This is a genomic window from Escherichia sp. E4702 (assembly GCF_963883545.1).
Classification (GTDB): Bacteria; Pseudomonadota; Gammaproteobacteria; order Enterobacterales; family Enterobacteriaceae; genus Escherichia.
The window spans coordinates 188,342-210,725 of record NZ_CAWORF010000017.1 but is presented as its reverse complement, the minus strand read 5'-3'; the positions used below and the strand labels follow the sequence as shown (position 1 = coordinate 210,725).

Sequence of the window (22,384 nt, the reverse complement as noted above, 5' to 3'; positions counted from 1 at the left end):
ACAAGTCCTTGAGATACGTTGCAGTTATAACCCTTAATGCTAGCGTTACCGTCAGCCATCGTCTATGTTCAAGTTGTCTTAATTGCCAGAATCTAACGGGTTTAGACAATTACTCCAAAAGGGGGCGCTCTCTTTTATTGATCCCGCGCATCCTGTATGATGCGAGCAGACTAACCATATCAACGTTGGTATTATTTCCCGCAGACATGACCCTTTTAGCACTCGGTATCAACCATAAAACGGCACCTGTATCGCTGCGAGAACGTGTATCGTTTTCGCCGGACAAGCTCGATCAGGCGCTGGACAGCCTGCTCGCGCAGCCGATGGTGCAGGGCGGCGTGGTGCTGTCGACGTGTAACCGCACAGAACTTTATCTTAGCGTTGAAGAGCAGGATAACCTGCAAGAGGCGCTCATTCGCTGGTTGTGCGATTACCATAATCTCAACGAAGAAGATCTGCGTAATAGCCTCTACTGGCATCAGGATAACGATGCGGTCAGCCATTTAATGCGCGTTGCCAGTGGTCTTGATTCACTGGTATTGGGCGAGCCGCAAATCCTCGGTCAGGTAAAAAAAGCCTTTGCCGATTCACAAAAAGGCCATATGAAGGCCAGCGAACTGGAGCGTATGTTCCAGAAATCTTTCTCCGTGGCGAAACGCGTTCGCACTGAAACGGATATTGGCGCCAGTGCGGTATCTGTTGCATTTGCGGCTTGTACGCTGGCGCGGCAGATCTTTGAATCGCTCTCTACGGTGACCGTATTGCTGGTTGGCGCGGGCGAAACCATCGAGCTGGTGGCGCGTCATCTGCGCGAACACAAAGTACAGAAGATGATTATCGCCAACCGTACTCGCGAACGAGCCCAAATTCTGGCAGATGAAGTCGGCGCGGAAGTGATTGCCCTGAGCGATATCGACGAGCGTCTGTGCGAAGCCGATATCATCATCAGTTCCACCGCTAGTCCGCTGCCGATTATCGGTAAAGGCATGGTGGAGCGCGCATTAAAAAGTCGTCGCAACCAACCGATGTTGCTGGTCGATATTGCCGTTCCACGCGATGTTGAGCCAGAAGTTGGCAAACTGGCGAATGCCTACCTTTACAGCGTTGATGATCTGCAAAGCATTATTTCGCACAACCTGGCGCAACGTAAAGCCGCCGCAGTTGAGGCGGAAACTATCGTTGCTCAGGAAACCAGCGAATTTATGGCGTGGCTACGCGCACAAAGCGCCAGCGAAACCATTCGCGATTATCGCAGCCAGGCTGAACAAGTTCGCGATGAGTTAACCGCCAAAGCATTAGCCGCTCTTGAGCAGGGCGGCGACGCGCAAGCCATAATGCAGGATCTGGCATGGAAACTGACTAACCGCCTGATCCATGCGCCAACGAAATCACTTCAACAGGCCGCCCGTGACGGGGATAACGAACGCCTGAATATTCTGCGCGACAGCCTCGGGCTGGAGTAGCAGTACATCATTTTCTTTTTTACAGGGTGCATTTACGCCTATGAAGCCTTCTATCGTTGCCAAACTGGAAGCCCTGCATGAACGCCATGAAGAAGTTCAGGCACTGCTGGGTGATGCGCAAACCATCGCCGACCAGGAACGTTTTCGCGCATTATCTCGTGAATATGCGCAGTTAAGTGATGTTTCGCGCTGTTTCACCGACTGGCAACAGGTTCAGGAAGATATCGAAACCGCGCAGATGATGCTCGACGATCCGGAAATGCGCGAGATGGCGCAGGACGAGCTGCGTGAAGCTAAAGAAAAAAGCGAGCAACTGGAGCAACAGTTACAGGTTCTTTTGCTGCCAAAAGATCCCGATGATGAACGCAATGCATTCCTCGAAGTGCGTGCCGGAACCGGCGGCGACGAAGCGGCGCTGTTCGCTGGCGATCTGTTCCGTATGTACAGTCGCTACGCAGAGGCCCGCCGCTGGCGTGTAGAAATCATGAGCGCCAGCGAGGGTGAACATGGCGGTTATAAAGAGATCATCGCCAAAATTAGCGGTGATGGTGTGTATGGTCGTTTGAAATTCGAATCTGGCGGTCATCGCGTGCAGCGTGTTCCTGCGACGGAATCGCAAGGGCGTATTCATACTTCCGCTTGTACCGTAGCGGTAATGCCGGAGCTGCCGGAAGCGGAACTGCCGGATATTAACCCGGCAGATTTGCGTATCGATACTTTCCGTTCCTCAGGCGCAGGTGGTCAGCACGTCAACACCACCGATTCGGCAATTCGTATTACCCACTTGCCGACCGGTATTGTTGTTGAATGTCAGGACGAACGTTCGCAGCATAAAAACAAAGCGAAGGCACTTTCAGTGCTTGGTGCTCGTATCCATGCGGCGGAAATGGCAAAACGCCAGCAGGCAGAGGCTTCCACCCGTCGCAACTTGCTGGGTAGCGGCGATCGCAGCGATCGTAACCGTACCTATAACTTCCCGCAGGGGCGTGTTACCGATCACCGCATCAACCTGACGCTCTACCGTCTGGATGAAGTAATGGAAGGTAAACTGGATATGCTGATAGAACCGATCGTCCAGGAACATCAGGCCGACCAACTGGCGGCGTTGTCCGAGCAGGAATAATGGAATATCAACACTGGTTACGTGAAGCAATAAGCCAACTTCAGGCGAGCGAAAGCCCGAGGCGCGATGCTGAAATCCTGCTGGAGCATGTTACCGGCAAGGGGCGCACTTATATTCTCGCCTTTGGTGAAACGCAGTTGACTGAAGAGCAATGTGAGCAACTCGACGCGCTTTTAGCTCGTCGTCGTGCCGGTGAACCTATTGCTCATTTAACCGGTGTGCGTGAATTCTGGTCGTTGCCGTTATTTGTTTCGCCAGCGACCTTAATTCCGCGCCCGGATACAGAATGTCTGGTGGAACAGGCACTGGCGCGATTGCCTGAACAACCTTGCCGCATTCTCGATCTTGGAACTGGCACCGGGGCGATTGCGCTGGCGTTGGCCAGCGAGCGGCCAGACTGCGAAATTACCGCTGTAGATCGTATGCCCGATGCTGTCGCCCTGGCACAACGTAATGCCCAGCATCTGGCGATCAAAAATATCCACATCCTGCAAAGCGACTGGTTTAGCGCGCTAGCCGGGCAGCAGTTTACGATGATTGTCAGCAATCCACCGTATATCGACGAGCAGGATCCACATCTTCAACAAGGCGATGTCCGCTTTGAGCCACTCACTGCGCTGGTTGCGGCAGACAGCGGAATGGCAGACATCGTGCATATCATCGAACAGTCGCGTAACGCGCTGGTATCCGGCGGCTTTCTGCTTCTGGAACATGGCTGGCAGCAGGGCGAAGCTGTGCGACAGGCATTTATCCACGCGGGATATTATGAAGTCGAAACCTGTCGGGACTATGGTGATAACGAGCGCGTAACGCTCGGTCGCTATTATCGATGATAAGCTTTACTACGCTGCTTAGCGTTCATCTCATTAGCATCGCGCTTTCTGTTGGGCTCTTAACCCTACGATTCTGGCTACGTTACCAGGAGCATCCACTGGCATTCGCTCGTTGGACGCGCATTGTGCCGCCGGTTGTCGACACGGTGTTATTGCTTAGCGGCATCGCGCTGATGGCTAAAGCGCACATCCTGCCATTTTCCGGGCAGGCTGAATGGCTGACTGAAAAGCTGTTTGGAGTTATCATTTATATCGTTTTGGGTTTTATTGCACTCGATTATCGTCGGATGCACAGTCAGCAGGCGCGCATTATTGCCTTCCCGCTGGCGCTGGTGGTGCTGTACATCATCATTAAACTCGCCACCACAAAAGTACCGTTACTGGGGTAAGTCATGAGATCGTTAGCTGATTTCGAATTTAATAAAGCGCCGCTGTGCGAAGGCATGATCCTGGCTTGCGAAGCAATCCGCCGCGATTTTCCCTCGCAAGATGTTTACGACGAACTGGAGCGTCTCGTTAGTCTGGCGAAGGAAGAAATTAGCCAGCTTCTGCCATTAGAAGAGCAGCTAGAAAAATTAATCGCGCTGTTTTACGGCGAATGGGGGTTTAAAGCCTCACGTGGTGTTTATCGTCTTTCCGATGCATTATGGCTTGATCAAGTGCTAAAAAATCGGCAGGGCAGTGCGGTATCGTTAGGCGCCGTTTTATTGTGGGTTGCTAATCGTCTCGATTTGCCGCTATTGCCGGTGATATTCCCGACGCAGCTTATATTGCGCATAGAATGCCCGGACGGAGAAATCTGGCTGATTAACCCTTTTAACGGTGAATCATTAAGCGAACATATGCTGGATGTGTGGTTAAAGGGAAATATCAGCCCGTCTGCGGAACTGTTTTATGAAGACCTGGATGAAGCCGATAACATTGAGGTTATCCGTAAACTGTTGGATACGCTGAAAGCGTCGCTGATGGAAGAAAATCAGATGGAACTGGCGTTACGCACCAGCGAGGCCTTATTACAATTTAACCCGGAAGATCCGTATGAAATTCGCGATCGTGGGTTGATTTACGCGCAACTGGATTGCGAACACGTTGCGTTGAATGATTTAAATTATTTCGTTGAACAGTGTCCGGAAGACCCGATCAGCGAAATGATACGTGCGCAAATTAACAACATCGCGCATAAACATATTGTGCTGCATTAATTAATCGACACTTTACTTAAGATTAAGGCGATCCTATGAAACAAAAAGTGGTTAGCATTGGCGACATCAACGTAGCAAATGACCTGCCGTTCGTGCTGTTTGGTGGTATGAACGTGCTGGAATCTCGCGATCTGGCGATGCGCATTTGCGAACACTACGTAACCGTAACCCAGAAACTGGGTATCCCTTACGTGTTCAAAGCCTCTTTTGACAAAGCCAACCGTTCCTCCATCCACTCTTATCGTGGACCAGGACTGGAAGAAGGGATGAAAATCTTCCAGGAACTGAAACAGACATTTGGCGTAAAAATTATCACTGACGTTCACGAGCCAAGCCAGGCACAGCCTGTTGCTGATGTGGTAGATGTTATTCAGTTGCCAGCGTTTCTTGCTCGCCAGACTGACCTGGTGGAGGCGATGGCGAAAACTGGCGCGGTAATTAACGTCAAGAAACCACAGTTCGTGAGCCCAGGCCAGATGGGTAATATCGTTGATAAATTCAAAGAAGGCGGCAACGATAAAGTGATTCTTTGTGACCGTGGCGCTAACTTCGGTTACGACAACCTGGTCGTTGATATGCTGGGCTTCAGCATAATGAAGAAAGTCTCTGGCAACTCCCCGGTAATTTTCGACGTTACCCACGCACTGCAATGCCGCGATCCGTTTGGTGCAGCTTCTGGTGGTCGCCGCGCCCAGGTTGCCGAACTGGCACGTGCCGGTATGGCTGTAGGTTTGGCTGGTCTGTTTATTGAAGCGCATCCGGATCCGGAACATGCGAAATGTGACGGTCCATCCGCGCTGCCGCTGGCTAAACTGGAGCCGTTCCTCAAGCAGATGAAAGCGATTGATGATCTGGTTAAAGGTTTCGAAGAGCTGGATACCAGCAAGTAATCTTTTCTGCTTTGAAAACAAAAGCCTTATCGTTCTACGGTAGGGCTTTTTTCATGGTCAAAGAAGACAAAAAAGGCCGCAGGCTGTTACCCCTGCGGCCGGTTTCGGGCGCATATTGCCATCACGGCAGCCTGACGCCCGTTTTCACCTTACTTCCGGCTACGCCACCAGCCAACAATCGCTGCGGTAATAATTCCCGCCAGGATCGGTGCTGCCAGGTCGTGCCAGAAAATCATGGCAAACTGCGCGAGCGTCATATAGCCGCCTTGTTGTAATGACAACATTTTGCGGCTATTCTTGAATTGTTAATGGTTCAAGATTAGCCCCCGTTCTGTTGTCAGGTTTGACCTCTCAACGTGCGGGGGGGTTCTCTTTCCATGAATGGATATGGGCCGGAATTTTATCGCAGAGAAGATGTGGCAGAATATTACTCACCAGAACTCGTTACAGTAAGTTTACCGTTATAGTCTTGTGCCAGGGAAAGTAGTATCTGCGTTACATGACCGGCGGATAGCCGAGCACTGTGAGTAAAAGTTGTTTGTTTATATAACCAATAGATAAAGTGTCTGCTGGCTGCTAAAGAGAGCGTCTTAGCATTATTGTTATCCCCACCGGTTAATGAGCAGGCCATTTTACGATTTTTATCTTGTTCCCATAGCTGCCACTGATTTTTCCACCAGCCATGGTACGTTACCCCCTGAAAATGCCACGGTGTATTCGTGTCACTGTCATTTATTTCCTCTTCTATAAACCAAAGCTCACCCTGGCGTTGACGAAATTGTTTGGACCATGCGGTAATGGCTGCGCCTCTTAGAAAGCATTCATGTGAAATGATATTTATCTTAACTTCAGGATAGAGGATATTCAGTAAACGGAAATGTCCGTGTACAGCGATAACAGGACGTAGAACCGTACCTCTGACATTGCGTTTGAGCTCAGCACTCCCATACTGAATTTCATCGAACTGGCTTCGGTTAAGAAATTGTTTTTCTCGCATATCAATGCGTTGTACGATGTCACTATGAAATAAATCGGGTTCAACATACCCTTTCCAGCGATAACGTAAAGATTCCCCTGTCTGGTGCTGAGTAAAATTAGTGGAGATATGAAGAATATTACCTCGAACACTATCAACGCTGAGTAGAACATATAGTTTCTGCTCCGAGCTTCTCCCTTGAAATGGCACAATAAGAGGAACCGTTTCAATTTGTTCTGGTGGTGTTATTTCTTTTTGTAGAAGCTGTTTTGGTGTCCAGACTTTTTTGCAGACGCGACACTGAACGCGCTGTGTCCCTTGTGGATTATGACCATAGCAAATAATCTCTTTGCAATAACATACAGGGCAAAAAAGACCTCTTTCACAGGCGTATGCGGTTAAGTACGCTGATAGCCAGTCACGAAATTGTTGTCCATCAAACAGGGGGGGATAACTTCCACATGCCTGACAGTGCAATGCAGGATACCCTAACCTGTAATCAGGCCAGCTGTAATCAGCAGATGTTGGTAATCCTAAATTGCGACAACCAAACGTTTTGCAGGTATTAATTGTAAATAGCGTCGACATAGGTCACCAACGATTTTAAGTGGTTGCTAATTCTGCCCTATAACTCTTGTCAAGTTGTGTGAGCAGATTCACATAAAGTAACCATTAAAAACGTAAAGTAACAAACGTTAATATAACTGAACGGAACGGGTTATGAAGATACAAATAATTACTGAGGATATCCTGTTGCTATTACAATTTTGACCTCTGCCAAAGATGTATCGATTATTTATGCTAATGCTCTCCATGCACACGTGGAACATTATAAAACTCTATGACTTGCTGATGCTAAAGGAGACATTGGGGGCTGGGTAAATATCGCTACTCAGGTAAAACAGGATAAGTAAAAGGTAAAGCAGTATGTTTTTTATACCAGGAGGGTATTTTACTGGACCATGTATTAGTAGTCTTACAAAAGGTGGGTACTAGTATTGATCTCATGAATACTGTGTCATTTTACACCGTTACAATGTGAAATCATGAATTCAGTCATGTCTACTATAATACATTATTACAGCTTGAACAGGTAAAACCCCATGCTGTACTGGGAAAGGTATTTTATCAGAATAGTAATAGAACATTGATGGATAAACCTTATGCCATTATTGAGAAAGATGGAGTGAAGAACAGTGCAATAATTTTGCACTGCATGTTTGTATTTAAGGATGCTGTTTATTCCACAACACATGTAGGCATTTAAAGTAGGGATGAAATTAAATCCCCACAACATTATATCGACGAACTAAAAGGTAAAGTTGATTTGACTGTATTGCTGGTCTATGAGTTTGTGCCAGTTAGCCAATTCAGTAAGGGGGGGACTGACCATCAGGAATGAACAAATTAATTGTATACGTGGTGTTGATGTGAAGAAATAAATACGTTTGACGTAGTGTGTTTTACATTACTGTATTTGTTAATTCATAGGAGCAAGATTCACAGGGCATTTATTGCCTTTAGATGTGATCTTTAACTAAATTTATTATTATCTATAAACTACCTTCAGGAAAGGCGGTGAATAGTTTTTATTTTAAATAAAATGGTGCCTATAATGTGTAAAAAAATACTATTGCCAGTAATGTCTTCTCTATTGTTTGCACAAAGCCTATTCGCAGAAGAAATTACTCTTTTTTATACTAACGATCTACATGCTCATGTTAATCCATGGGTTAATACAGTTGTGGATAAAAGTCGTCCTGTCGGAGGATTTGCAACTATTGCTGGTATTGTCAATCAAGCAAAACAAAACGACAAAAATGTTTTCTTTTTTGATGCCGGGGATTACTTTACAGGACCATATATTAGTATATTGACAAAAGGCGAAGCTATAGTTGATATCTTAAATACCATGCCCTATGATGCTGTCTCTGTGGGTAATCATGAATTTGATCATGGTACACCTAACATGGTTGCTCAATTGGCTAAAATTACTAATTTTCCTGTGTTGTTGAATAATGTTTATTATAAAAATAGTGATAAGCGCGTCATTGATAAGCCGTGGACTATCATTGAAAAAAATAATTTAAAAATCGGCGTTATTGGTATGCATAGTCGGTTTGCTTTTTACGATACCATTGCAGCAAAAATGATTGAAGATGTTGAAGCCCGGGATGAAATACCAGAGTTAAGACAATCTATTTCAGAATTAAAAACAAAAAATGTCGATCTAATAGTATTGCTTGCCCACGAAGGAGTTCCAGGTAGACAATCTAGCTTTAGTAATAATGATGTTTCCCGTTTACTCCAGGCTGATATTGATACCGCGAAAAAAGTTGATGGCATAGATATACTCATCACCGGTCATGCACATGTTGGCACACCTGTACCAATTAAAGCTAATAATACTTTAATCGTCTCAACCGATGCCTATGCAACCGATTTAGGTAAATTAGTGCTTAACTTTAACCCCGAAACGAAAAAAATTGAAAGTTATAATGGTAGATTAATTACGCTTTTTTCCGACCAATATAAGCCTGATCCTGGCGTACAAAAAGAAATTGACAAATGGGAACAAAAACTTAAAACAATCACCAGTCAGGTCATTGGTCACTCAGCGAATGTACTAACCCGCTCTTATGGGGAATCATCTCCGCTTGGAAATTTGATGCTTGATGCATCAATGGCACAATCAACGGATGCCGTTGTAGGTTTCCAGAATAGTGGTGGTCTTCGCGCAGATATACCTAAAGGAGACATTACGGTTGGTGATGTAATCAGCACTTACCCATTTAATGATGAATTAGTTGAGATGGATCTAACGGGTAAGGACTTAATATCACTTATGACTCATGCAACTAATCTTACGAACGGTGCTTTACAAGTTTCTAAAAATGTAAAGGTAACCTACAACAGTAAAAAGCCATTAAATGAAAGAATCGTTTCATTTACTATTGATGGGCAATCGATTCAAGATAGCAAAACGTATCGTGTTGTCACAAACTCTTTTTGTGCCAGTGGAGGGGATGGTTATCAGGCTTTTGTCTCGGGAAAGAATCGTAAAACGATACCTGGAAGCTCTAATTCTGGTTCATTGATAACTTATTTTAAAGAACATGATATTGTCATACCTGATATGACTAAACGAGTTACAGATATTGCGAATTCTAATAGCAATAATTGATTTATATTTGAAAATAAAAAGGCCGTATATCCATATAAAACCTTGAATAACATACTTCATTTTTATATAACAAAAAGGGCTGGTTATGAAGATAAAAACAAAGTTTCGTCTGCTTGCATTAAGTTTATCCGCAACGTTAGTTTTGCCAATTAATGCGAAGGATGTGACTATATATTATACAAACGATTTACATGCTCATGTTTCTCCAGGAAAGCTCCCCTTTGTCGACAAGGAACGCGCGGTGGGCGGTTTTGCTAATATTGCAACTATAGTTAATGATGCCAGGAAAAAAAGTAAAGATGTATTTTTCTTTGATGCGGGGGATTACTTCACCGGGCCATATATAAGCTCCCTGACCAAAGGTGAAGCCATTATTGACATCATGAACACAATGCCTTTTGATGCGGTGTCGGTGGGGAACCACGAATTTGACCATGGTGTCGATAATATGGTTAAGCAGTTATCAAAAGCGAATTTCCCAGTTTTGCTGGGTAATGTTTTTTATTCCAATAGTAACAAACCTGTTTGGAATAAACCCTGGACGATTGTTGAAAGAAATGGCACAAAAATTGGTGTAATTGGGATACACCAAAAATTTGCATTTTATGATACCGTTGCGGCTAAGGCTTACGCCGGTTCAGAAGCCCGCGATGAAGTTCCTTATATTCAAAAAGGGCTTGATGCATTAAAGGGTAAGGTTGATATCATCGTACTGCTTATCCACGAGGGGACGCCTGCTCGTCAATCAAGCTACGGAAATAAAGATGTCGCCAGGATGCTGCAAGCCGATATCGATACCGCAAAGAAATTTGAGGGTATTGATGTGTTAATCACAGGACATGCTCATGTTGGTACGCCAGAGCCAATTAGAGTTAATGATACGCTTATTGTTTCAACAGATGCGTATGGTACTGATATTGGTAAATTAACATTGGATTTTAACCCTAAGACTAAAAAGATTGATGGCTATGACGGTAAATTAATCACTGTATTTGCTGACGAATATAAAGCTGATCCAAAAGTCCAGGCCAGAATTGATAAATGGAATGCCAAGCTGAAAAGTATCACTGAGCAAGTTATTGGGACAACAACGGCACCATTCACTCGTTCTTATGGTGAATCATCGCCTGTTGGTAATTTGGTCCTCGATGCCATGATGGCTAAAGCACCAGACGCAATTATGGGATTACAAAACAGCGGCGGGTTGCGTGCTGATTTTCCTCAAGGGAATTTAAAATATGGTGATGTAATTACTACCTTCCCATTTAATAATGAACTTGTTGAGATGGATCTCACCGGGCAAGAACTCATTGATTTAATGGTTCATGCAACTAATCTCACTAATGGGATTTTGCAAGTGTCAAAAAACGTTCATGTCGAATACGATAGTAAAAAACCTTTAGGCCAGAGAATTATTAAATTCACTATTAATAATCAACCTGTAGATCCAACCAAAACTTATCGGGTCGTTACACACTCATTTTGTGCGACAGGTGGCGATGGATTTGAAGCATTCTTAAAAGGCACGAATGTCAAAACTATTAGCAGTACTACATCTGCAGAGTCAATTATTGATTATATTAAGGCACATAGTCCGTTAACACCTGATCTCGAAATGAGAGTAGTCGATGTGAGCGCGGCTAAATAGGCTCAATGAATTGGCAGTGACATCAATTATGATTGAGATATTAATATATCTTAATCATATTTATAGAAAAAATCACAGATAATGACGTGCGTTATTTATTACAGGAATGTATTTTTTAATAACCTCAGTGGAAGGAGTTACACTTATGCAAAAAATAAAATATCTTTTGCCAGGCGTATTTATATTGTTGCCCATAGTAACATTTGCTGATTCTGGAGATAATGAATATCTGTCGGGTTGGTGGCATCAAAGTATTAATATAGTAGGAAGCAATTCCACTCGCTTTGGTCCACAAAAAAGATCGGATTTGTATCCAGAGTATCGCGCATGGGCTCATGTTGACTGGTTTGATTTCTATGGCTATGCGGATTTGCCTAAATTTTTTGGTTTAGGAAATGATAATGATATTGGTATTTGGGATAATGGCTCACCATTTTTTATGGAAATTGAACCGCGTTTTAGTATCGACAAATTAACGGGGTTAGACTTAAGTTTTGGTCCATTTAAAGAATGGTATTTTGCTAATAACTATATCTACGATGCGGGAACGAATGAGGGGCAACGCCAGAGTACCTGGTATATGGGGCTAGGGACGGATATTGATACAGGACTGCCGATGACGTTGTCTGCAAACATCTATGCTAAATATCAAGGGAATAATTATAATGCTGCTAATGCGAATGAGTGGGATGGATATCGGGTTAAAGTAAAATATGTTGTTCCGATTACTACCGTTTTGGGCGGTAAATTAAATTATGTCGGTTTTACTAATTTTGATTTTGGCTCGGATTTAAAAGAAAAATCAGGTGGTAAGCAACAATTTTATTCCCGTACAAATAGCTCGATAGTCTCCACTCATGTACTTAGTCTTGTATATGCACACTGGAGTTATGGTGCAACTCTTCGTTATTTTTATCATGGCGGGCAATTTGATGAGGGAAGTAATGCTTTTAACAGTAAAGGAGAAATGACTACGATAGATTCAACGGGCTGGGCATATTATTTAACTGTCGGTTACGCATTTTAAACAAAATGACTTTGAAAATGGATAATTTATGAAAATAAAACATATTGCCGCGAGTATTTTGCTGACACTACCGTCCTGGCTCTGTGCAAAAGATGTTACTATTATTTATACCAATGATCTCCATGCTCATGTTGATACATACAAACTTCCGTATGTTGCAGACGGTAAACGAGCAATAGGTGGATTTGCCAATATAACAACATTAGTAAAACAAGAAAAAGCTAGAAATAAAGCCACCTTTTATTTTGATGCAGGTGACTATTTTACCGGGCCCTATATTAGTAGTCTGACTAAGGGACAGGCAATAATTGACATTATGAATACCATGCCTATTGATGTGGTATCCATCGGAAATCATGAATTTGACCATGGCTGGGACAATCTTCTCAGACAGTTAAGTAAAGCGAATTTCCCCGTTTTGTTGGGAAATGTATTCCATAAGGACAGTGAGATACCGTTCTGGAACAAACCGTATACCATTCTGGAAAAGGACGGTGTAAAGATTGGTGTTATTGGATTGCACGGCGTGTATGCGTTTAATGACACGATTTCAGAACTCTCAATTCAGGGACTCGATAACGATAACAACAATCGCTTTGATAAATCAGCGGCTACTCTCAAGAATCAGGGAATTGAGGCTCGCGATGAGGTGAAATATCTGCAACATTATCTGGATGAACTGCGGGGGAAAGTTGACATTACTGTCGCACTCATGCATGAAGGCGTTCCTGCACGTCAGTCCAGTATTGGTAACACCGATGTCAGGCGCGCGTTGGATAAAGATATTCAGACTGCAAGCAAAGTCAAAGGACTGGATATCCTCATTACCGGACACGCTCATGTAGGAACACCAGAACCTATCAAAGTAGGAAACACCTTAATTCTTTCTACTGACAGCGGTGGTATTGATGTAGGTAAATTGGTGCTCAACGTTGACCCTGTTGCCCGAACCCATGAAGTGAAAAGCTTCGAGCTGAAAACACTTTATGCTGACGAATGGAAACCTGATCCAACAACACAGAAAGCTATCGACGGCTGGAATAAAAAACTTGCGGATATTGTGCGCCAGCCGGTAGGTGAATCACCAATTATGTTAACCCGAGCCTATGGTGAATCATCACAGCTTGGAAACTTATTTACTGATGCAATGCTTGTTGCTGCACCGAATGCACAGATTGCGCTGATCAACTCCGGCAGTTTAAGGGCTGATATCAACGCTGGCTCCATTACCTTTGGTGATATTACCAGCACATTCCCCTTTAAGAATGAGCTTACCGAAATGGATCTCAGTGGCAAAGATCTGCGTAATCTAATGGAACATGGGGCATCACTTACTAATGGCATACTACAAATGTCAAAGGGTGCTGAAATGCATTATATGCCGCAGAAACCTGTAGGACAGCGCATAGAGTCCTTCACAATCAACGGCAAAGATGTTGTTGATACGGAGACTTACCATATTGCAACGACGACATTCCTTGCTTTGGGAGGGGATGGTTTTCTGGCATTTAAAGATGGAAAGAATGTGCAAGTTCGTGCCGGACATAATATGTCTGATGTCGTGATTGATTATCTGAAATCAGGACACAAAATAATTCCTGCACAGATTAATGAAATGCGGGTCAACGCTAGTAACTAATATGAAATAATTTTTCATGATGCAATTCATTTTATGGCTTGCATCATTTTTTAATCGTTAATAAACGGATAGGGCAGTAAAAATGATAATTAAATGTGCCAGTAGAACCTGCAATTTACGTTGTTCGCAATGCTATTTCGATAAGATCCAATCCAACACTGAATTTACAATGTGTGATTCAGACGATGAAACGTTGCAGTTATTTATACGTCAACAAGTTGATGCTCATGAAACTAGCAATGTGACTTTTTCCTGGCAGACTCGTGAACTAACGATGGGCGGATTTAATTTCTTTAAACGCGTCATTAAGCTACAACAGCAAATTGCGCAAGGTAAGAATATTATCAATACTGTGTTAATCAACGGTATCCTGTTAGATGATAGTTGGTGCGAGTTCTTCAAGAAGAATCAGTTTATTATTCGCCTTTCGGTGAATGTCGTTCCCCCGTTGCACGATGATTTCTGCGAAACGATTTCTGACAAACCAGCTATTCGATCGATTGAAGAGGCTGTGAGATTACTGCAAAAACATGATGTTGAATTTAATACTCTGACAGTCATTGACTCTATCAATAGTCAACAACCGTTGCGGATCTATCACTATCTTAAAAATCTTGGCAGTCGTGATATGCAGTTTATTCCCTTGCTTGAACCGCTTGTGCAAGGTGGTTTGAACGCGCGAAGCCTTGCTCCGGCCGCATTGGGGACTTTTTTGAAAACAATTTTCTACACCTGGGTACGTCTGGATATTGGAACGATTAAAATTCCTATTTTTGAACACGCTTTTGCGTCGTGGTGTGGATTACCTGTGCCGACCTGTCCTTTTACATCATTTGATGTTAGTGCGTTCACGTCAAAAATGAATGCTGTTTCATCCCAGAGTGAACATTCTGCTAATTCGAAATTTTTGTCGAGTAACAGCCGCCGAACGACCACAACACGGAAAGGAGCAAAGAATCAAATGATTGAACAGTGTAAACAGCCACTTGCAGCAGAATGTACGAGTTGTAATGTAAAATTTGCTTGTCTCGGTGGTTGCCCAAAAGATCGTATTGCGATTTCCCGAAGCGGCATTCCTGAACTCAACTATTTTTGCGAAAGCTATCAGGCTTTTTTCACTTATGTTGAGCCTTACATGTTGATGATGAAGGCGCTGTGGGATAAAAATTATGCACCTTCCGATATTCGCCAGTATTTGGCCTAATATGGTTCTCTGTATGAGGGAGTAAAAATTCTCCTCCGATTTCCGCCATCGGAGGAGATATAAATGTCAGGCAAATATTGTCATTAAATAAGCTGCAAACAGTGCCAGATGCGCCGCGCCGTTGAGCACGTTGGTACGGCCAGTCGAAAATGAAATATGGCACAGTACTAAAGAGGCTACCATTACCACCATCTCTGGTGCGCCCAGAGCAAACTGCAATTCATTACCCGTCATAAAGGCGATAAGCGTTACGACAGGTACGGTAAGCGAAATCGTCGCCAATACCGAACCAAAGAACAGATTCATCGCGCGCTGGACCTGGTTGCTTAAAACTGCTTTTAACGCGCCTAAACCTTCCGGCGACAGAATCAATAGCGCTACCAGGAAACCGGTAAAGGCCACCGGCGCATTCATGCTGGTGAGCAATGTTTCCAGCGGGCTGGCGTTCATTTTGGTGACCGCAATAACGGCAATTAGATGGATAATTAACCAGATGGCATGCCACAGGCTGCTATGAGCAGACGGTTTGCCATGATGCGGATCGTCATCATCGCTGTCATCTTCATGCTCATAGACAAACAGGCTTTGATGCGTTTTGGTTTGAATCAGCAAAAATACGCCGTACATCGCTGCGGAAATTAATGCCACAAGTAACGCCTGACCGGTCGAAAAGTTCGCCGCAGGCAGCGCCATCGGAAATACCAGCACGATTATGGCTAATGGGAACAAGGCAATTAAATACTGTTTAATACCAAACAGATTCATATATTGGGTAGCAAATTTACGTCCACCCAGCAGTAATGAAAAACCAACCAGCCCGCCGGTAACAATCATAATGATTGAATAGAGCGTATCTCGCATTAACGTCGGCGCTGCATCGCCGGTCGCCATTAAGGCTGAAATCAAACTGACTTCAAGAATAACGACGGAAAGGCTAAGAATAAGCGAACCGTAAGGTTCACCCAGACGATGGGCTAGTACGTCCGCATGACGGACAACACTAAAAGCACTGCTTAAAATACCAATAAGAGCAAGAAGGTTGATGCCAATAACCACTGGTAGTGTTTGGCTGCTTCCCCACAGGGACAGCACTACCAGCGCCAGAACCGGGAAAATAAGCGAAGTCTCCTTGTGGCGGGTTTTTACCGCCTCGTGAGCATTTGTCATTATGGTTATCCTTTGCAGATGAATTTGTCGGAAATGTAATAAATAGGCAGGAAAAATAACAGAAAGTGTCAGGATATCGGTAACATTTTACGAAATTTTACCCCTCTGTCGATTTTTTACTCTTCGGAGCATAAAAAAAAGCTACGCGTTTAGACAATGTTTGTATTAGCGTCTCTTGAGAATAGTCTGATGTGAGAGTTCTTATGTTTTGGCAAGAGGGGATATTGTTGACCACACTTAATGTTCAATTTTAATAAAGGAGTCAACAATGCCGTATAAAACGAAAAGCGACCTGCCGGAAAGCGTAAAACACGTTTTACCCACTCATGCCCAGGATATCTACAAAGAAGCATTCAACAGCGCCTGGGAGCAATATAAAGATAAAGAAGACCGGCGTGATGATGCCAGTCGCGAAGAGACAGCGCATAAAGTGGCCTGGGCTGCGGTGAAACATGAATATGCCAAAGGCGATGATGATAAATGGCATAAAAAATCGTAAAACTCAGCGGCGAGTTAAAGCTATTCGTGCGGTGTTGCCTTGCAAGTGGTCTGTGGATTGCATATTGTCCCAATAGTGGTTTCAAAATGAGCAGTAAAAATGTCCGGAAGACACCAAAAAGTTGTCGCAGGGAAGTATGCAGTGGCGGAGGTGTAAGGTGATAACGCGTGATTTCTTGATGAATGCCGATTGTAAAACGGCATTTGGTGCCATTGAAGAATCACTCTTATGGTCGGCAGAACAACGGGCGGCCTCGCTGGCGGCGACGCTGTCTTGTCGACCTGATGAGGGACCGGTGTGGATCTTCGGCTATGGATCATTAATGTGGAATCCGGCACTGGAGTTTACCGAGTCGTGCACCGGTACGCTGGTTGGGTGGCATCGTGCTTTCTGTTTGCGGCTTACTGCCGGGCGGGGGACTGCGCACCAGCCGGGGAGGATGCTTGCACTGAAAGAGGGCGGGCGTACCACGGGCGTTGCGTATCGTCTGCCGGAAGAGTCCCTGGAGCAGGAGCTGACCTTACTGTGGAAGCGTGAGATGATTACTGGCTGCTATCTGCCGTCCTGGTGTCAGCTTCATCTTGACGATGGCCGCACCGTCAATGCGCTGGTGTTCATTATGGACCCGCGTCATCCTGAGTATGAATCCGATACCCGCGCTCAGGTGATTGCCCCGTTGATTGCTGCGGCGAGTGGGCCATTAGGAACCAACGCACAGTACTTGTTTTCCCTGGAACAAGCGCTTAACAAACTGGGGATGCAGGATGACGGGCTGAGTGATTTACTGGTGTCGGTGAAAAAACTTCTGGCGGAAAATTTCCCGGATGGTGTGTTACGGCCCGGGTTTGCCCGATAAAACCTTTTAGCAGTGGGGCATCTCTATTATCTTGAGCGCCCCATACTGAAGTTAAAATGTGAGCACTTTATCGGCAAGCAGCGTCCATTGCGCCAGTTCTACCAGAGTACCAATTTCCACTCCATCAATCAGTGGAAGTGTGCTGATGCCACGACCATCGGTGCAGGTTTTGCACAATTTCACTGGCACATTTTGCGCCGTGAGGATCTCCAGCATTTGCTGAATGTTATAGCCTTCCCCAGGTTTTTGTCCGCGCAATCCGGCAGTGACCGCATCAGACATCAGGAATAGACGCAGATCCAGGTAGCTTTCCTGCTCTCGTAGCGCAATGGCCAGCCGCAGGCTGTTAAATAAGGATTCGCTCCCGTAGGGTGCGCCATTGGCAACGATCACGATTCTTTGCATTATTTACTCCTGTATTCAGGGAATTAGATGTTCAGTTTCTATCTTACAGCTTGTGTGCTGTCTGACCAATCCGTCACATTTTTTAGGATTTGTCATAAGCATGCAAAAGTACAAGAAAAATTACCAGTAATCGTTATTCTATAAAGCTGTAGCTGTTCATTTTTATTGGAAATTACTGACGTTTTGAGCCGTTTCGTCCCCCGCATTATCGCAATTTGTTTACTCTTGCTGCTGGCAGGCGGTATAGCTGGCGCACAGTCCTCTTTTAAACAGCAAGCGGCAAATCCTTTTGATAACGACAGTGACGGTCTGCCTGACTTAGGAATGGCAGCGGAAAATCATGACGGTGAAAAACATTTTGCTGAAATTGTGAAAGATTTTGGTGAAACCAGTATGACTGATAAAGGTCAGGACACTGGCGAGCAGGCGAGAGCTTTTGCGTTGGGAAAAGTCCGCGATGCGCTTAGCCAGCAGGTCAATCAGCACGTGGAATCCTGGCTATCGCCGTGGGGGAACGCCAGTGTCGACGTCAAAGTGGATAACGAAGGGCATTTTACCGGTAGCCGGGGGAGCTGGTTTGTACCGCTACAGGATAACGAACGTTATCTTACATGGAGCCAGATTGGGCTCACTCAGCAGGATGATGGTCTGGTCAGTAACCTTGGCGCAGGCCAACGCTGGGCGCGTGGTAACTGGTTGCTGGGATACAATACCTTTTATGACAACTTGCTGGACGAAAATCTCCAGCGTGCTGGATTTGGCGCTGAAGCCTGGGGCGAATATCTGCGCCTGTCTGCAAATTATTATCAGCCTTTTGCCTCCTGGCGTGAACAGACCGCCACGCTCGAGCAACGAATGGCGCGTGGTTACGACTTGACGGCCCGGATGCGGATGCCGTTTTACCAGCATATCAACACCAGCGTTAGCCTCGAACAATATTTTGGTCAGAGTGTTGATTTGTTTAACACCGGCACGGGTTATCACAATCCCGTCGCCTTGAGTCTTGGACTAAATTACACACCGGTCCCACTCGTTACAGTAACCGCCCTGCATAAACAGGGGGAAAGTGGAGAAAGGCAAAATAACCTCGGACTGAATATTAACTACCGTTTTGGCGTGCCGCTCAACAAACAGCTTTCTGCTGGCGAAGTTGCTGAAAGCCAGTCGCTACGCGGCAGTCGCTATGACAATCCGCAGCGAAATAATCTGCCGACTATTGAGTATCGGCAGCGTAAAACCTTAACGGTGTTTCTGGCGACGCCGCCCTGGGATCTTAAACCTGGTGAAACCGTGCCACTGAAATTACAAATTCGTAGTCATTACGGTATTCGGCAATTGATCTGGCAGGGAGATACGCAGATGTTAAGTCTGACATCGGGAGCGACAGCCAATAGTGCGGATGGCTGGACGTTGATCATGCCGGACTGGCAAAGTGGGGAAGGGGCGAGCAATCAATGGCGATTGTCGGTAGTGGTGGAGGATAACCAGGGGCAGCGTGTCTCCTCCAATGAGATCACGCTAACGCTTGCCGAACCTTTCGACGCAATGTCGAACGACGAACCGATCTGGGAACCGTAATCAGAAAATACGTTCCTGATGCACCCATACCGCAGCTTCTACACGAGATTTGAGCTTCATTTTTTTCAGCATGTGTTTCACATGCACTTTAACCGTGCTTTCAGTGATGTCCAGGCGACGGGCAATCATCTTATTCGGTAAGCCCTGGGCTATTAGTTTTAGAATGTCGCGTTCACGTGGTGTTAACTGGTTAACATCACGCTCAGTCGTAGCGCGGTTAGCGCGCAGGCTGGCGGCCAGAACAGGGGTCAACGCTTCGCTTAAGACCATTTCGCCAGCGGCAGCCTGATGCAATGCTTTCAGTAAATCTTCCGGCTCCATATCTTTTAACAGATAGCCATCTGCACCACGTTTCAATGCGGTTACCACGTCCTCTTCATGGTTAGAGACGCTGAACACCACAATGCGGCCGGAGAGGGACTTTTCGCGCAGTTTATCCAGCGTTTCCAGACCGTTCATGCCGGGCATATTGAGATCTAACAGGATCAGATCGGGATCAAGAGATTCCGCCAGTTCAATACCCTGTTCGCCATTACTCGCTTCGCCAACCACCGTGATATCCGGTGCCATACTGATAAGCTGTTTCACGCCAGTTCGCAGCATCGGATGATCGTCGATCAGCAGGATAGTAGCCGGTTCCTGATTACTCATGGGTATCTCCTTGGACGTCTGTGAAAGTTTTTTCGGGAATAAAGGTGACGACCACTTCAGTGCCACCTGATTCACGACGGCGGACGCGGCAGTCGCCACGTAAACTTTGCGCACGGTCACGCATAATTATCATGCCGTAGTGATTGCTGCGGATGGCATTTTCAGGCACGCCGCAGCCATTATCCTGAACGGTCAGTTTTACCTGATTATCGTTTTGCGCCACCGTAACCACCACCTCACTTGCTTGCGAATGTTTGAGGGCGTTACTTAATGCCTCACGGGCAATTTGCAACAGATGGATTGCCTGATGTGAAGGCACCAGACGTGGCGGCAATTGGTAATTCAGCTTCACCGGGAAGCCAAATTTGGCGCTGTACTCTTCGCAGCTCGCCTCCAGTGCGGGACGTAATCCTGGTTCGGTGAGCTGTAAACGAAATGTGGTGAGTAACTCACGCAACTGCGCCCAGGACGCATTCAGTTCGTTACGGATCTGGCTTAACAGTTCGCGGCTGCTTTCTGGCAGCGCGTCGCCTTGCATCTGTAAACAACTTACCTGCATTTTCATGCAAGAGAGCGATTGAGCAATAGAATCATGCAGTTCGCGCGCAATGGTGGCACGCTCTTCCATCACGATCAACTGCTGCTGGCGCTCCTGATGGCGATCCAACGCCAGCGTGGCGGTGAGCTGTTCAACCAGGGTATCCACCAGTTGTTGTTGATCATGGCTAAGATGACGCCCCTGCGGCAGGGTAGCCAGCAAAATACCATACTGCATATGAGAATCCGCTAACCGCCATTTCAACGTAGTGCCGCGATCGCCAACGGGTAAAACGCCGCGTGGGCAGAGATGGCAGCCTTTATCATCGCAAGTCATATCTGGCTGACAGGTGAACTCCTGATGGTTCTCTTCATCTTCCGTGTCATATACCCGTAGTTCGATATCACGCAACAAGGTTAAATTTTGCAGACCGTTAAGCACAGGCGACAGGCGTTCACACAGCGGAGCGCGGGAATGCAAACGGCGGTTGGCCTGCCACAAAAAAGAGAGAATCTGATTTTTATGCTCCAGTCCGGCAGTTTTCTCCTGTACCCGCTGCTCAAGCACGGCATAACTTTCCGCCAGTTCAGCAGACATATTGTTCAGTGCAGTCCCCAACATCGCCATCTCGTTGCGTCCGCTGATATTCGCTCTCTTACTAAAATCGCGATGACTGACGGCGCTGGCCATTGCCAGTAATTGTCGCCACGGTTGAAGCAAACGTGCTCGCAGCCAGATAATGGTAAACACCAGTAAAAGCGCCATAAAGACCGCCATTACCCGGTGGACCAGCACAACTGTCTCAATACGCGTTTCGGTGGTGCGGTCAAAACCAGATACCAGCTTATCAAGCCCGGCAACAAACTGGCTGACGTCTGCCGACACCGTTTCGCGGTTTTGTGCACGCAACAGCGCAGGAATCAATTCATTGCGCCAGTAATCCTGTAGCCCCTGTAATTGCGCCAGTTGCCCGTCTCGTTCTGCCGCACGAGTTAACTCGGTGCTAAATGCCGTTTGTTCCATCTCTTTGATTAAGGGCTTGTCATTCTCGCTTAATGGCACAGCCGCCAGCAGACGGTAACTTTGCATGCGCAGCGATCCCGCTTTGTTGATCGCATGGGCGCTGCCCTGAACGCCTTGCACCAGCCAGCCAGAAACTGCCATCCCCGCCAGTCCAATGGCGGTAGAAAGCAAAACAATCAGCGCAACCTGATTAACCAGGGTGAGCGGAGAGAGACAACGTTTAAGCATATAAACCTCTTCCTTCAGGCTTTGAATGAGCAATAACCTTAATGAATCTGACGATACATTCTGGAATGGCAGTATTCTCGGCTATTGGCTGAAGTATACCCATACCCGGAAAGAGTTACTCCTTATTTGCCGTGTGGTTAGTCGCTTTACGTCAGCAAGGGTAGGGATTTTACAGTGTCGTGAAAAATCTCAAAATTTTTATGAAATCTCTGTACTCACTATGGGTAATGATAAATATCAATGATAGATA

Annotated in this window: 20 protein-coding genes and 1 pseudogene; 15 read left to right on the top strand and 6 right to left on the bottom strand. The window is 45.7% G+C overall.

All coding sequences use genetic code 11. The features are described from left to right. Positions 1–206 precede the first annotated feature (206 nt). Genes hemA through kdsA form a run of 6 tightly spaced genes read left to right on the top strand, consistent with a single transcriptional unit; the run spans position 207 to position 5,511 of the window. Positions 207–1,463, top strand: a complete 1,257-nt coding sequence (gene hemA, locus AACU94_RS10355; protein ID WP_130205671.1) for a glutamyl-tRNA reductase — start codon at positions 207–209, stop codon at positions 1,461–1,463. Between the two features lie 40 nt (positions 1,464–1,503). Next, the gene (prfA, locus tag AACU94_RS10350; protein ID WP_130205673.1) at positions 1,504–2,586 is read left to right on the top strand and encodes a peptide chain release factor 1; all 1,083 of its coding nucleotides are present in this window, start codon (positions 1,504–1,506) and stop codon (positions 2,584–2,586) included. Then, a complete protein-coding gene (prmC, locus tag AACU94_RS10345) occupies positions 2,586–3,419 on the top strand; it encodes a peptide chain release factor N(5)-glutamine methyltransferase (RefSeq protein ID WP_135489395.1) in 834 nt (277 codons plus the stop codon). Before prfA ends, prmC begins: the two co-directional genes overlap by 1 nt. Next, a complete protein-coding gene (gene sirB2, locus AACU94_RS10340) occupies positions 3,416–3,808 on the top strand; it encodes an invasion regulator SirB2 (protein WP_021580704.1) in 393 nt (130 codons plus the stop codon). The genes prmC and sirB2 overlap by 4 nt, the downstream gene beginning before the upstream one ends. Positions 3,809–3,811: 3 nt before the next feature. Continuing rightward, the gene (sirB1, locus tag AACU94_RS10335) at positions 3,812–4,621 is read left to right on the top strand and encodes an invasion regulator SirB1 (protein ID WP_001764444.1); all 810 of its coding nucleotides are present in this window, start codon (positions 3,812–3,814) and stop codon (positions 4,619–4,621) included. 35 nt (positions 4,622–4,656) lie between these two features. Next, entirely contained in the window at positions 4,657–5,511 is an 855-nt protein-coding gene (gene kdsA, locus AACU94_RS10330; protein ID WP_000811058.1) for a 3-deoxy-8-phosphooctulonate synthase, read from the top strand. A gap of 149 nt (positions 5,512–5,660) precedes the next feature. Here kdsA and AACU94_RS10325 read toward each other — a convergent pair whose 3' ends face one another. Further along, a complete protein-coding gene (locus AACU94_RS10325) occupies positions 5,661–5,768 on the bottom strand; it encodes a type I toxin-antitoxin system toxin Ldr family protein (RefSeq protein ID WP_130216147.1) in 108 nt (35 codons plus the stop codon). Positions 5,769–5,938: 170 nt separating this feature from the next. After that, positions 5,939–7,075 carry a cytoplasmic protein gene (locus AACU94_RS10320; RefSeq protein ID WP_135489394.1) on the bottom strand — a complete coding sequence of 379 codons (1,137 nt, stop codon included), beginning with the start codon at positions 7,073–7,075 and terminating at the stop codon, positions 5,939–5,941. Between the two features lie 132 nt (positions 7,076–7,207). Between AACU94_RS10320 and AACU94_RS10315 the strand changes: the two are divergent. The 6 genes and pseudogenes from AACU94_RS10315 to AACU94_RS10290 all read left to right on the top strand — a co-directional run. Continuing rightward, a pseudogene (locus AACU94_RS10315) lies at positions 7,208–7,877 on the top strand (bifunctional metallophosphatase/5'-nucleotidase); the annotation flags it as partial. Between the two features lie 252 nt (positions 7,878–8,129). Then, the gene (locus tag AACU94_RS10310) at positions 8,130–9,671 is read left to right on the top strand and encodes a bifunctional metallophosphatase/5'-nucleotidase (RefSeq protein ID WP_445298350.1); all 1,542 of its coding nucleotides are present in this window, start codon (positions 8,130–8,132) and stop codon (positions 9,669–9,671) included. Positions 9,672–9,756: 85 nt separating this feature from the next. After that, entirely contained in the window at positions 9,757–11,319 is a 1,563-nt protein-coding gene (locus AACU94_RS10305) for a bifunctional metallophosphatase/5'-nucleotidase (RefSeq protein WP_135489392.1), read from the top strand. A 145-nt stretch (positions 11,320–11,464) separates the two neighbouring features. Continuing rightward, positions 11,465–12,346, top strand: a complete 882-nt coding sequence (locus AACU94_RS10300) for a nucleoside-specific channel-forming protein Tsx (protein ID WP_135489391.1) — start codon at positions 11,465–11,467, stop codon at positions 12,344–12,346. Positions 12,347–12,374: 28 nt separating this feature from the next. After that, positions 12,375–13,985, top strand: a complete 1,611-nt coding sequence (locus AACU94_RS10295) for a bifunctional metallophosphatase/5'-nucleotidase (protein ID WP_135489390.1) — start codon at positions 12,375–12,377, stop codon at positions 13,983–13,985. An 82-nt stretch (positions 13,986–14,067) separates the two neighbouring features. Beyond that, on the top strand, positions 14,068–15,189 hold the full coding sequence (locus tag AACU94_RS10290; RefSeq protein WP_135489389.1) for a radical SAM protein: 1,122 nt from the start codon (positions 14,068–14,070) through the stop codon (positions 15,187–15,189). A 66-nt stretch (positions 15,190–15,255) separates the two neighbouring features. Here AACU94_RS10290 and chaA read toward each other — a convergent pair whose 3' ends face one another. Next, positions 15,256–16,356, bottom strand: a complete 1,101-nt coding sequence (chaA, locus tag AACU94_RS10285) for a sodium-potassium/proton antiporter ChaA (RefSeq protein ID WP_064528732.1) — start codon at positions 16,354–16,356, stop codon at positions 15,256–15,258. Between the two features lie 268 nt (positions 16,357–16,624). On the opposite strand from chaA, the gene chaB reads away from it, so the two are divergent. After that, the gene (chaB, locus tag AACU94_RS10280) at positions 16,625–16,855 is read left to right on the top strand and encodes a putative cation transport regulator ChaB (RefSeq protein ID WP_130216000.1); all 231 of its coding nucleotides are present in this window, start codon (positions 16,625–16,627) and stop codon (positions 16,853–16,855) included. A gap of 157 nt (positions 16,856–17,012) precedes the next feature. Next, entirely contained in the window at positions 17,013–17,711 is a 699-nt protein-coding gene (chaC, locus tag AACU94_RS10275) for a glutathione-specific gamma-glutamylcyclotransferase (protein ID WP_135486218.1), read from the top strand. A gap of 51 nt (positions 17,712–17,762) precedes the next feature. On the opposite strand, the gene ychN is transcribed toward chaC, so the two are convergent. After that, positions 17,763–18,116 (bottom strand): DsrE/F sulfur relay family protein YchN, encoded by a 354-nt coding sequence (gene ychN, locus AACU94_RS10270; RefSeq protein ID WP_064528737.1) that lies wholly within the window; start codon positions 18,114–18,116, stop codon positions 17,763–17,765. 183 nt (positions 18,117–18,299) lie between these two features. On the opposite strand from ychN, the gene AACU94_RS10265 reads away from it, so the two are divergent. Next, positions 18,300–19,694: a YchO/YchP family invasin gene (locus AACU94_RS10265; protein ID WP_135489388.1), complete on the top strand. Its 1,395-nt coding sequence runs from the start codon at positions 18,300–18,302 to the stop codon at positions 19,692–19,694. On the opposite strand, the gene narL is transcribed toward AACU94_RS10265, so the two are convergent. Then, a complete protein-coding gene (narL, locus tag AACU94_RS10260) occupies positions 19,695–20,345 on the bottom strand; it encodes a two-component system response regulator NarL (protein WP_000070491.1) in 651 nt (216 codons plus the stop codon). After that, entirely contained in the window at positions 20,338–22,134 is a 1,797-nt protein-coding gene (gene narX / locus AACU94_RS10255; RefSeq protein ID WP_130222809.1) for a nitrate/nitrite two-component system sensor histidine kinase NarX, read from the bottom strand. The genes narL and narX overlap by 8 nt, the downstream gene beginning before the upstream one ends. Between the last annotated feature and the right edge of the window lie 250 nt (positions 22,135–22,384).